Here is a 12,259-nt window from a genome sequence, read left to right as displayed (position 1 = left end):
GCCAAAGCGCGCACGGTCCTGCCCCGGCAGCCCGATTCGGCGGCCGGCTCGCGCGCCCAGGGCGCGCGGATTTCTAGCGGGGACGAGTCCGACGCGGGCATTCCCACCGGCGGCAGGCGCCGTGCGGCAAGACAGGAAAGCGGCGGGACGGGAAGGCAAGACAGACAGGCAGGTAAAACAAAACCCCGCTCATGCCGCAAGGCATGCGCGGGGTTTCAGGCGGGGCGGCTTACTTCACCACCACCGCTGCCGACTTGATCAGCGCGTCGGACAGCGTGACGCCTTGCTTGGCGGCTGCGCCCGGATTCACATAGAGTTCCAGCTTGGAGCTGGTTTCCGAGGCGATGGCGCCGGGCTTCTCGCCCTTCAGGATGCGCACGACGACCTTGCCGGTCTGCACGCCCAGGTCGCGGTAGTTGATGCCCAGGGCGGCGATGCCGCCGCGCTTGACGCTGTCGGTGTCCGAGGCGACCAGCGGGATCTTGGCGTCGTTGCCGACCTTCACCAGCGACTCGTAGGCCGAGACCACGTTATTGTCGGTGTTGGTGTAGATGACGTCGACCTTGCCGATCAGGCTGCGCGCGGCCGAGGCCACGTCGACCGAGCGCGGCGCGGCCGCCTCGACCAGGCTCATGCCGTACTTGGGCAGCAGCTCCTGCAGCTTCTTGACCACCACGACCGAGTTGGCCTCGCCCGGGTTGTAGACCATGCCGACGCGCTTGGCGTTGGGCACGATCTTCTTGATCAGGTCGATCTGCTTGTCCAGGACCAGCAGGTCCGACACGCCGGTGACGTTGGTGCCCGTGGGTTCCATGCTGGCGACCAGCTGGGCGGCGACCGGATCGGTCACGGCCGAGTACACGACCGGCACGTCCTTGGTGGCCGCCACGACGGCCTGGGCCGACGGCGTGGCGATGGCGACGATGGCGTCGGGCTTGTCGCCGACGAACTTGCGGGCGATCTGAGCGGCGGTGCCGTTGTTGCCCTGCGCGCTCTGATACTGCCATTTCAGGTTCTTGCCCGGCTCATAGCCGGCTTGCTTGAGGGCGTCCTGCACGCCGTCACGCACGGCGTCCAGCGCCGGGTGCTCGACGATGGCGGTCACCGCCACCGATTTCTGCTGCGCCGACACGGGCGAGGCGATAGCCATCGCGAGCGCCATGGCGCCAACCGTCAGAAAATGTTTTTTTCCGATCAGCATAGATAAGCTCCTTGAACCTTCGGTGATTGTTCGTTGTTGGACTGTACGCCCAAGGCTGTCTTGGTTCTCTTTACGGCGGCCCCGGCGGCTTCCCGCAGGTCCGTCCGGCCGTAAAAGCCATATAGTCTAACGTGGCGCAGATCAAAAGCCTTTGCGGGGAATCCCTGAATGGGTGCATGGCGCGCGCCGCGCCCCGGATCCCGGCGCCGCCGCCCGCTCCATTCCCGATACACTGGACAATCGGGACGGTCGTCCGGCCGCCCCCGGCGGCAACACAGAGGGCCTCATCATGATCAAGCGCGCGCTGGGCCGTTCCGGCCTGCAGATCCCTCCCCTGACCTTCGGCGGCAATGTCTTCGGCTGGACCGTCGACGAGGCCGGCGCCTGTTCCCTGCTGGACGCCATGGTCGACGCCGGACTGAACTTCATCGACACCGCCGACGTGTATTCGCGCTGGGCGCCGGGCAACCAGGGCGGCGAATCCGAAACCCTGATCGGCAAGTGGATCAAGCGCTCGGGCCGGCGCAGCCAGGTGCTGCTCGCCACCAAGGTCGGCATGGAAATGGGGCCCGGCCGCAAGGGCCTGGCGCCCGCCTACATCCGCCAGTCGCTGGAAGCCTCGCTGTCGCGGCTGCAGACGGACTACGTGGACCTGTACCAGTCGCACCAGGACGACCCCGACACGCCGCTGACCGACACGCTGGGCGCCTACGCCCGGCTGATGGAAGCGGGCAAGGTGCGCGCCATCGGCGCGTCCAACTACACGTCCGTGCGCCTGTCCGAGGCCCTGATCGCCAGCGAGCGCCACAACCTGCCGCGCTACGAAAGCGTGCAGCCTGAATACAACCTGTACAAGCGCGAGGGCTTCGAGTCCGGCCTGCAATCGCTGGTGCGGGCGCAGGACATGGGCGTGATCAACTACTACGCGCTGGCCAGCGGCTTTCTCAGCGGCAAATACCGCAGCGCCGCCGACGCGGGCAAGAGCGTGCGCGGCCGCAAGATCGTCGACACCTATCTGAACGAGCGCGGCCTGCGCATCCTGAAGGCGCTGGACGAAGTGGCCGAGGACGCGAACTGCACGCCGGCCCAGGCCGCGCTGGCCTGGCAGATCGCGCAGCCCGGCATCACCTCGCCCATCGTCAGCGCCACCTCGCTGGAACAACTCGACGAACTGGTCAAGGCCGCCAGCCTGACGCTCAGCCGCGACCAGCTCGCCAAGCTCAGCCGGGCCAGCGACTGGCGCGTCTGAACGCCGGACACGCTAGAAGCGCTGGCTGAGCGTCAGCATCGCGGTCCTGCCTTCGCCGTAGAACACGGAGTTGTAGAAGCCCATGGACCGGTAGTACTTCTTGTCGGCCAGATTGCGGATATTCAACTGCAGCCGGGTCTTGTCGCTGAAGTCGTACTGCGCCATCAAGTCGAACAAGGCATAGGGCTTCTGCACGATGTCGCCCGCCTGCAGACCGTAATAGGTCTGCGCGCTGGTGCGACTCTGCCAGCGCACGCCGCCACCGACGGTCAGCTTGTTCCAGCTGCCGGGCAGGCGATAGGCCGTGCTGGCCTTGAGCAGTTGCTCCGGCTGCGTGGTCTGCACCTTCCTGCCCTCGTTGTCCTTGGACTGCCGGTAGGTATAGCCCAGGAACACGTTCCAGCCCGGAGTCACCTCGCCGGCCAGCTCGGCCTCGAAGCCGCGCGTGCGCGTGCCTTCCAGGATGTAGTACCAGCCGTCGTCATGCACCGGATCGAAGCCGCCGTACTCGGCCACATCCTTCTGGTCCGTCTGGAACACCGCGAGCGACGCGTTCAGCCGCCCATCCAGATAGGCGGCCTTGATGCCCGCCTCGTAGTTGTGGCCATAGGCCGGACCGGCCATGTCCCAGCTGCGGGTCTTGACCATCTGCGGCAGGAAGATGTTGGTGTAGCTGGCGTAAGCGGTGTAGGTATCGTCCAGGTCATACGTGGCGCCCAGATACGGCGTGACCTCGGAATAGGTATGCGTGTAGCCCGCCACGCCGCCGCTGGTCTCGCTGGACTGCCAGCGGGTCCAGCGCGCCCCGGCCAGCAGGTGCAGGCGATCGGCCAGCTGCAGGCGCAAGGTGCCGTAGATGCCCGTCTGCTCGTCACGGTGGGTCTGCGACAGCGCCAGGATGTCCCAGCGCGGCGCGGGCCAGTCGCCGGTCCAGTCCTTCACGTCCGGTATCGGGTAGCCGGCCTGATCCGACGTGTCCCAGCTCTGGTTCCACGCCTTGATGATCGAATGCGAGAAACCCAGGTTGAACTGGTGCTTGCGGCCCAGCGCATCGAACGCGCCGTCCATCGATCCGCCATACACGTCCTGGTCGCTGCCGCCCTTGAACTTGCGCAGCAGCGGCGGCTTGGAGAACCCGTTCAACGTCACCGGCACGTCCGAGGTGAACAGCAGCGGCGCATCGAAGGTGTTCTCCAGCCGGGTGTACGACAGGCGCGCGTTCCAGCCATTGGAAAAACCGTGCTCGATCTGGGCGAAGTATTCATGGGAATCCGTGTCCCAGCGCGACCACTTCGCGCCCATGGCCTGGCCCTTGGGCCAGTCGATCGGCTTGCCCGAGGCGTCCAGCGCCGGCAGGCCGCCCCAGCTGATGCCGCGCGGACGCGAGCGCTGCACCGAACCGCCCGCGCTGATCGTCGTCGACTCGCCGATATCGGCCTCGACGATGCCATACAGCACGTCCCGCTTCTTGCTGTAGAGATCCATCGTGTCGCCACGGCGCTCTTTCGCGCCGACCAGGCGCCCCCGCACAGAGCCGGAGGCGTTGAACGGCGTCGACAGGTCGATCTCGCCCCGATACGTGTCGTGGCTGCCGGCAGAGACCTTGGCCTCTCCCTGGAATTCACGCGTCGGACGCTTGCGGATGAAATTGACCGAACCGCCGGGATTGCCCGTGCCGCTCATCAGGCCAGTGGCGCCACGGATGATCTCCACGTGGTCATAGATGGCCGGATCCAGGTTGCCTTCGCCGAACTGGTACAGGCTGTTCAAGGGCTTGACCACGCCGTCGAACTGAAAGGTATCCATGGAAAAGCCGCGCGAGTAATAGGTCAGGCGCTCCGATTCGGCCTGCTGCACGTTCATGCCGGTGGCGTTCTCCATGACGTCGCGCACGCTGCCGATGGCGCGGTCGTCCATCTGCTGCCGGGTGATGACGCTGGTCGACTGCGGCGTATCGCGCTGCGACAGCACCAGGCCGTTGGCGGACCGCATCCAGTCGGCGGTATACAGGCCCGAGCCCTCGGTCGTCGCTCCCGCTCCCAGCACCACCACCGGCGCCAATTGCGCGGCCTCGGCGCCGGCGCGCCGCAGTTCGAAATCACCGTCCGCGCGGCGATGCGCCTGCAAGGAGGTGCCGGCCAGCAATGCGTCAAACCCCTCCTGCACGCCATGGCTGCCCTGCAGGCCGGGGCTCTGCAGGCCATCGGCCAGGGCGGGATCGAACGACAGCAGTACCTGGGCCTGCCGCGCGAAGCCGGCCAGCGCCGCGCCCAGCGGGCCAGCCGGCACATTGGCCCGGACGCGCGGCGCGGCGGTCGCGGGCGTCTGTGCATGGGCCTGGGCGGCCGCCAGCGCGGCGCCGGCCAATGCCGCCATGACCAGCGCGACGCCGGTTTTCATGCGCAAGACGCGCGGATGGAAGGGAGCGGAAGGCAAGGACATATCGTTGGGTTCCAGGCGAAGAAAATCGAGGCTTCACCCGTATGCCAATCGAAAACGCAAAAGTGACAGTCCGGCCTGTGTTTTTCAGGCTCTGCCGCGCAGCACGACCCAATAGCGGGTATAGCGCAGCACCTGCACCGGCAAGGCGCGCTCGACAGCGGCCAGCGCACGATCGGTGTCCGCCAGGGGGAAGGATCCCGAAATGCGCAGACCCGCCACGGCCGGATCGCAGGCCAGCCGGCCGCGCCGGTAGCGCCCCAGTTCCGCGATGAACGCGTCCAGACGCATGTTGTCGGCATATAGCGCCCCTTGAAGCCAGGCGTCTTCGTGCATCGCGGGTCCGGACGGCCGCGCCGCGCGCGCGTCGAACCAGGCGCCCTCGCCCGCCTCCAGCCGACACGCGCCCGCCGCGCCGGCGGCGGCGGGCTCGATCCGCACCGCGCCGTCATTCACCACCACCCGGACGCGGTCGTCGTGCAGGCGCACCAAGTAGCGGGTGCCCAACGCGAGCACGCGACCCATCGGCGTGTCCACGGCCAGGGGCCGGGCAGGCGTCATCGCGTCCCGGTACGTGGCGATATGCAGCTCGCCCTGGCGCAGCACGATCAGGCGCAACGCGTCGCTGAAGCGGACATCGGCCGCGCTGCCGGTATTGAGCGTGAGCAGGCTGCCGTCGTCCAGCGTGGCGACGCGCGTCTGGCCGATACCGGCGGACAGGTCCGAGGTCCAGGCACGCCACGGCAGGCCCGCCGCGGTCAGGCCGCCCGTGCCTGCCGCCAGCGAGAGGATTTTCAAGGCGCGGCGGCGGCCGCCGGAGGCAGGCCGTTCCAGCGCGGCCAGGCCGGCCCGCGCTTGCACCTGGCCGAACTGGCGGCCCAGCGCCTCCACCCGCGCCCAGGCCCGACGATGCCGCGCGTCGGCCGCGAGCCAATCGCGCCACGCGGCCTCGTCGGCCGCGCCGGCCTCCTCCGCGCCCAGCCGCACGAACCACTCGCTGGCCGCGCGTATCACCGACTCGGGCAAGGCGGGCTCCGCCATCGCGCGCGCGCTCACCAGGCCGCCAGGCAATGCTGCATGGCGCGGGCCAGGTACTGCCGCACGGAACTCACCGAGACCTGCATCCGATCGGCGATCTCGGCATGGCGCAGCCCTTCCAGCTGGGCCAGCAGGAACGCCTTGCGCACCTTGCCGGGCAGTCCGTCGAGCAGGCGATCGATTTCGACCAGGGCTTCCAGCGCCAGGGCGCGGCGTTCCGGCGATGGCGCCTGCCCGGCCTCGCAGGCATGCAGCGCGTCCAGATAGGCGCGTTCGATGTCGCGGCGGCGGAACAGATTGACCATCAAACCATGCGCGATCGTCACCAGATAGGCGCGAGGCTCGCGGCAGGCATGGGCCTCGCCGGCGCGCAACAGCACTTTCAGATAGGTGTCGTGGGCCAGGTCCGCGGCATCGAACGGGCAGCCCGTCTTCTTGCGCAGCCAATCGCGCAGCCAGGAGTGATGCTGGATATAGAGCCCTTCGACAGGCGCGGGGGAACCGCTTTGATTCATGGCCATTCGACGGACCGGACTCGAGATATATTAATGATAATAATTATCAATAATAATCCAATCCAGCCCGCCCTGGCGCGACTTCAGTCCAGCTGCACGCCGGAATCCCGCACCACCTTGGCCCAGCGCGCGACCTCGCTGTCGACGAACTGGCCGAAATCGGCGCCCGTCATGCCCGGAATGGCCGAGCCGTTGCTGGTCCAGATCTCCTTGATCTTGGGCGTGTTCAGGGCCTTGGTGATCTCCGCCGTCATGCGGTCCACGGCCTCCTTGGGCGTGCCGGCCGGCGCCCAGATCGCGTACCAGGTGGACACCACGTAGTTCGGCACGCCGGCCTCGGCGGCGGTCGGCACGTCCGGCAGCGACGGCGAACGCTCGGACGCGGCCACGGCCAGCGGCTTGATGGTGCCCGAACGGATATGGTTGGACGACGAGCCCAGTCCATCGAACGCCAGATCGACCTGCCCGCCGATCAACGCCGACAGCATCGGCCCCGCGCCCTGGTAGGGCACGTCCACCAGTTTGATGCCGGTCTGCATGGCGAACAGCTCGCCGGCCAGGTGGTGCGTGCTGCCCTTGCCCGCCGTGCCGAAGTTGATGTCGCCGGGGCGCTTCTTCGCGTAGTCGATGAATTCCTGCAGCGTCTTGACCGGCAGCTTGCTGGCGTTGATCACCACCACCTGCGGCGGCTGCGCCACCAGCGCGACCGGCACGAAGTCCTTCTGGATGTTGTAGTTCAGGCTCTTGTAGAGCGACGGCGCCAGCGCGTGATGGGCGCCGCCCATGAAGAAGGTGTAGCCGTCCGGCCGGGCCTTGGCCGCCACGCCGGCGCCCACGGTGCCGCCGGCGCCGCCCTTGTTGTCGATCACGACCGAATGACCGAGCTGTTGGGTCAGCTGCTGGGCCAGCGGCCGGGCGAAGGTGTCGGTGCCGCCGCCTGCCGGGAACGGCACGATCAGCGTCACGGGGCGTTCGGGCCATTGCGCGGCAGCCTGGCCGCCGGCCATCAGCGCGGCGGCGGCGAACAGGGCCGCCGCAGTCTTGCGGGTCTTCATAGTGTCTCCTCTGGCATGCAGCGTGCGGACGGCGCGGAGGTTCCGCATCCCGTCTCGTTCTTCTTTCTAGTACTTGGGAATTATTGGAAAGCTGCGGGTGGGATGAGGGCTGCTGGGCGGATGAGGCTCCTTGGAAAAAAGGCGCCGGCCGGGCGGGCCGGCGCCATCACGGCGTTGCGGGTCAGAGCGCCTTGTAGGTTTCGCGCAGCACGTTCTTCTGCACCTTGCCCATGGCGTTGCGCGGCAGTTCGTCGACCACGTGCAGGCGCTTGGGCACCTTGAAGTTGGCGATGCGCGCCTTCAGCTCGGCCTGCATGGCGTCGGCGTCCAGCGCCGCGCCCGCCTTGGGCACGACCACCGCGACCACGGCCTCGCCGAAGTCCGCGTGCGGCACGCCGATGACGGCGGATTCGGCCACGCCGGGCATGTCGTCGATCAGCGTCTCGATCTCTTTCGGATAGACGTTGAAGCCGCCGGAGATGATCAGGTCCTTGCTGCGTCCGACGATGGACAGGTAATCGGCCGGCACGTCGCGCCCGGCCGATTCGCCGCCCCAGCGGCCCACGTCGCCGGTCTTGAACCAGCCGTCGGCGGTGAATTCCTCGCGCGTCTTTTCCGGCATGCGCCAGTAGCCCGAGAACACATTCGGACCGCGCACCTGCACGTTGCCGATCTCGCCTGGCGCCAGCGCCAGGCCGGCATCGTCCACCACCCTCACCTGCACGCCCGGCAGCGCCCGTCCGACCGTGCCGGCCAGGCGCTCGCCGTCGCCCGGCGCATAGGGGTTGGAGGTCAGCATGACCGTTTCGCTCATGCCGTAGCGCTCCAGGATCGCGTGGCCGCTGCGCTGCTTGAAATCGGCGAAGGTCTCGGCCAGTAGCGGCGCGGAGCCGGAGATGAAGAGGCGCATCTTGGCGCAGACCTTGCGGTCGAAGCGCGCATCGGCCAGCAGGCGCACGTAGTAGGTCGGCACGCCCATCATCACCGTGCTGCGCGGCAAATAGCGCAGCGCCTGCTCGATGTCGAGCTTGGGCAGCCAGATCATGCGCGCGCCGGCCAGCAACGCGCCATGCGAGGCCACGAACAGGCCGTGCACGTGGAAGATGGGCAGCATGTGCAGCAGCACGTCGTCGGCGCGCCAGCCCCAGTACTGGTGCAGCACGCGCGCGTTGGACGCGAGGTTGCCGTGCGACAGCATGGCGCCCTTGCTACGGCCGGTGGTGCCGGACGTGTACAGGATGGCGGCCAGGTCGTCCTCCCGCCGCGCCACGGTCTCGAAACGCTGCGACAGGCCGCCGGCCACGTCCAGCAGCGTGCCGCTGCGGTCGTCATCCAGCGTGTAGACATGGGCGCAGCCGGCCTTGTCGGCGGCGCGCTGGACCCACTCGCGGTTCTTGCTGGAACACACCACCACGGCGGGCTCGGCGTTTTCCAGGAAATATTCGATCTCGGCCTCGCGGTAGGCGGTGTTCAGCGGCAGGTAGACCAGGCCCGCGCGCAGCGTGGCCAGGTACAGCAGCAGCGCCTCGGGCGACTTCTCGGCCTGCACCGCCACGCGCGAACCCTCGGGCAGCCGGAGCGAGGCCAGCAGGTTGGCCATGCAGGCGGTGGCGCGGTCGATATCGTCCCAGGTGTATTGCAGGTCGGGCGTCTCCAGCGCGACCTTGCTGCGATCGGCGGGGAAGCCGCCTTGCAGGACTGCGTACAGATTGGCGTTGCTCACCTTGTCTAGTCTCCGGTAAAGGTGGGGTCCTCGCCGGCCAGGAAGGCGCGCACGCCTTCCTGGTGGTCGCGGCTCTCGGCGTAGGAAAAATAATCGCGGTAGTCGTCTTCGCTCAGCGGGCCGCCTTCGGCCAGCCTGCGCGACAGGCGCTTGTTGATGCGGGCGGCCAGCGGCGCGCCCTGGGCGATGCGCTCGGCGCTGCGGCGGGCCTCAGTCGCCACCTGGGCATCGTCGACCACGCGGGTCAGCAGACCCATGGCGCGCGCCTCGTCGGCGCCGAACACGCGGCCTTCCAGCAAAATGGCCAGCGCGGCCGCGCGGCCCGCCAGCGCGATCAGGCCGCGCATCTCGTCGGGCGCCATCGGAAAACCCAGGCGGTTGATCGGCACGCCGAAACGCGCGGACGCGCCGGCGATGCGCAGGTCGCACTGGCTGGCGATCTCCAGTCCGCCGCCCACGCACACGCCCTCGATCTGGGCCACGACCGGATGCGGGCAGGCGGCCACGGCCGCCAGCGCCGGCGCCAGCACCTCGCGGTGATAGCGCTGCACGCCGGCCATGTCGGCGCGCTCGGCGGGGAACTCGCGGATGTCGGCGCCGGCGGCGAAGTTGCCGCCCTCGCCGCGCACGATCACGCAGCGCAGCGCATTGTCGGCCGCCAGCTGGTCGAACACCGCGCGCAGCTCGCCCCACATGCCCACGGTGATGGCGTTGAGCCGCCCCGGATGGGACAGCGTGACCCAGGCCAGATGGCCGTCGATTTCCAGCCGCACGCGGCCGCCCTGCCCTGCGCTCATGTCCGTCCGCCCCTCATGTCCGCTCCGTCCTGGAGCTTGCCTCTTGTTCTTGCACGGTCGTGCTTGCCTGGTCGCCCCGGCGTCACCGCTGTCGCCGCGCCGCCTCAGCCCGCGCGGCTGACGCCCCGGCTGACCTGCGGCTTGCCCTCGCCCAGCCGCGCCAGGTTGTCATCCAGCTCGTCCAGCTCGTACAGGTAGTTCACCATCAGCCCGCAGGACTGCTTCAGGCCCTTGGCCGAGGTGTCCGCGGCCCAGTTCAGGCGCTCGATGCGAGCGCCATTGCCCAGGTGGAAACGCGCCACCGCGTCCAGCGGCGCGCCGTTCTTCATGGATTGCAGGTAGTGCGCCGCCAGTCGGAAGCCGGCGCGCCGCAGCGCCTCCGGCGCCTTGCCCGCGGCCGCGCGCGACAGGTGCGCGACCCAGCGCTGGCCGTCATGGCCGCCGTCGCGCTCGCGTCCCTTGCCATCGCGCAGGATGCCCTGCACCGCCTTGGCGTCCAGCTTGCCCAGCCAGTCCGAGAAACCGGGGATCGGCGACAGCGTGGCGAAGGACTTGAGCTTGGGCAATTCCTGCAGCAGTTGCTCGACCACGCGCTTGAGCAGGAAATTGCCGAAGCTGATGCCTTTCAGGCCGGGCTGCGTGTTGGAGATGGAATAGAAGATCGCCCAGCGCGCCTTGTCCAGGTCCTGCGGCGGCGCGGAGCTGTCCAGCAGCGCCTGCACATTGCCGGCCATCTGCCCGGCGAAGGCCACTTCGACGAAGATCAGCGGCACGCCCGGCATCTGCGGATGGAAATAGGCATAGCAGCGGCGGTCGGGCGCGACGCGGTGGCGCAGGTCGTCCCACGAGGTGATCTCGTGGACGGCTTCGTAAAGAATCAGTTTCTCCAGCAGCGAGGCGGGCGAGTCCCAGGTCAGCGGACGCAACTCCAGCAGGCCCACGTCGAACCAGGCCGACAGCAGCCCTTCCAGTTCCTTGTCCAGCCCCTGCAGGCCCGCCACCTGCTTGCGCCAGCGCAGCATGTCAGCGCGCAGGTCCACCAGGAAGCGCAAGCCCTGCGACTGGGCGTTCAGGCGCTTGAAGAAGCGCACGCCCTCACCGCCGTCGCCGGCATAGGTGGCGCGCACCTGGGCCAGCGCCGACAGCATCAGGCGGCGTTCCTTGCCGGCCGCGGCGGTGTAAAGCTCGACCCAGCGCCGCGCCAGCTTGTTGGCCGCCACGTCGGTGAGCCGCGCCTCGAACAGGCGGCGGACTTCGGATTCGCTGGGCAACCGGCCGCGTTCCCACAGGCGGCCCAGGCGCGCGATCAGGCCATCGGCGGCGTCATTGGCGGCCTCTTCGTGCAATCCGGTATCGGACTCAGGCGTGCGCGCGACGCGCGCGAGCGATTCGGGTGCGGACATGGGCAGGTTCCTCCATGACGATGGGGCCGGACGGATCGGAGGCGCCGGCGGTCTCGGCCAGCGCCAGGGCGCGCAGCACTTCCAGCTGGCGCATCAAATGATTGCGGGCAAGCGCCTCGGCGCCCTGGGCATCGCGCGCCTTGAGCGCCGCGTAGATGGCCAGGTGCTCGGCGCAGGATTCCTCGATGCGCCCCGGCCAGGACAGGCTGCGATGGCGCGACAGGCTCAGCACCTTGCGCAGTTGTCCCACCATGTCCACCAGCCATTGATTGCCGGCCAGGGCCTGCACGGCTTCGTGGATCAGGTAGTTGGTGTGGTAGTACTCGTCGATGCGGCCGGCCTTGGCATGTCCGGCCAGATCGTCGTGCAAGGGCTGCAACGCGGCCAGTTCGGCATCGTCGGCCTTGCGCGCGGCCTCGAAGGCGCAGCGCCCTTCCAGCATGGCCATGAGCGGGAAGATGTCTTCCAGGTCTTGCGCCGACAGCTCGTTGACGAAGCAGCCCCGGCGCGGCTCCAGCCGCACCAGCCCTTCGGTGGCCAGCACCTTGAGGGCCTCGCGCAGCGGCGTGCGGGAAATGCCCATTTCGCCGGCCAGCCGAAGCTCGTCGATCCATTCGCCGTTGCGCAGGGCGCGCACGCGGATCATGTCGCGCAGGCGATCCGCGACTTCCAGGTACAAGGCTTGCCGGACGATGGGAGCGGTCATGGTCGGACGGCCTGGACTGCGCCGTAATTCATAATTATGAACACGGACATAGTAGACCCCGACGCGGGACCGGTAAAGCCCCGCCCGCCCCCGGGACTACCCTGAATGAACGGAAACGATGTGCCCTCGCGGC

At 68.4% G+C, this 12,259-nt stretch carries 10 protein-coding genes; 1 reads left to right on the top strand and 9 read right to left on the bottom strand.

From position 1 onward, the window contains the following. Nucleotides 1–229 precede the first annotated feature (229 nt). Nucleotides 230–1,201, bottom strand: a complete 972-nt coding sequence (locus C2U31_RS16115) for an ABC transporter substrate-binding protein (RefSeq protein ID WP_103273677.1) — start codon at nucleotides 1,199–1,201, stop codon at nucleotides 230–232. A 289-nt stretch (nucleotides 1,202–1,490) separates the two neighbouring features. On the opposite strand from C2U31_RS16115, the gene C2U31_RS16110 reads away from it, so the two are divergent. Next, nucleotides 1,491–2,450: an aldo/keto reductase gene (locus tag C2U31_RS16110; protein ID WP_103276403.1), complete on the top strand. Its 960-nt coding sequence runs from the start codon at nucleotides 1,491–1,493 to the stop codon at nucleotides 2,448–2,450. A 12-nt stretch (nucleotides 2,451–2,462) separates the two neighbouring features. On the opposite strand, the gene C2U31_RS16105 is transcribed toward C2U31_RS16110, so the two are convergent. From C2U31_RS16105 to C2U31_RS16070, 8 genes are all read right to left on the bottom strand, one after another. Beyond that, entirely contained in the window at nucleotides 2,463–4,892 is a 2,430-nt protein-coding gene (locus tag C2U31_RS16105; protein WP_103273676.1) for a TonB-dependent receptor, read from the bottom strand. 84 nt (nucleotides 4,893–4,976) lie between these two features. After that, nucleotides 4,977–5,945, bottom strand: a complete 969-nt coding sequence (locus C2U31_RS16100; protein WP_233772399.1) for a FecR domain-containing protein — start codon at nucleotides 5,943–5,945, stop codon at nucleotides 4,977–4,979. Next, a complete protein-coding gene (locus tag C2U31_RS16095) occupies nucleotides 5,942–6,442 on the bottom strand; it encodes a sigma-70 family RNA polymerase sigma factor (RefSeq protein WP_103276401.1) in 501 nt (166 codons plus the stop codon). Before C2U31_RS16095 ends, C2U31_RS16100 begins: the two co-directional genes overlap by 4 nt. Before the next feature lie 83 nt (nucleotides 6,443–6,525). Continuing rightward, complete coding sequence (locus C2U31_RS16090) at nucleotides 6,526–7,497, bottom strand: tripartite tricarboxylate transporter substrate binding protein (RefSeq protein ID WP_103273675.1); 972 nt, start codon at nucleotides 7,495–7,497, stop codon at nucleotides 6,526–6,528. Between the two features lie 181 nt (nucleotides 7,498–7,678). Next, entirely contained in the window at nucleotides 7,679–9,220 is a 1,542-nt protein-coding gene (locus C2U31_RS16085; RefSeq protein ID WP_103273674.1) for a malonyl-CoA synthase, read from the bottom strand. A 5-nt stretch (nucleotides 9,221–9,225) separates the two neighbouring features. After that, nucleotides 9,226–10,017: an enoyl-CoA hydratase/isomerase family protein gene (locus C2U31_RS16080; protein ID WP_103273673.1), complete on the bottom strand. Its 792-nt coding sequence runs from the start codon at nucleotides 10,015–10,017 to the stop codon at nucleotides 9,226–9,228. A 104-nt stretch (nucleotides 10,018–10,121) separates the two neighbouring features. Beyond that, nucleotides 10,122–11,420: a malonyl-CoA decarboxylase domain-containing protein gene (locus C2U31_RS16075; RefSeq protein WP_199770829.1), complete on the bottom strand. Its 1,299-nt coding sequence runs from the start codon at nucleotides 11,418–11,420 to the stop codon at nucleotides 10,122–10,124. Further along, nucleotides 11,377–12,126, bottom strand: coding sequence for a GntR family transcriptional regulator (locus C2U31_RS16070; protein ID WP_103273672.1), 750 nt, complete (start codon nucleotides 12,124–12,126; stop codon nucleotides 11,377–11,379). Before C2U31_RS16070 ends, C2U31_RS16075 begins: the two co-directional genes overlap by 44 nt. Nucleotides 12,127–12,259: the final 133 nt, after the last annotated feature.

It is taken from the genome of Achromobacter sp. AONIH1 (assembly GCF_002902905.1).
In the GTDB taxonomy this organism is placed as follows: Bacteria; Pseudomonadota; Gammaproteobacteria; order Burkholderiales; family Burkholderiaceae_B; genus Achromobacter.
The sequence above is the reverse complement of the archived record's forward strand: the minus strand, read 5'-3'. Positions and strand labels throughout refer to the sequence as shown.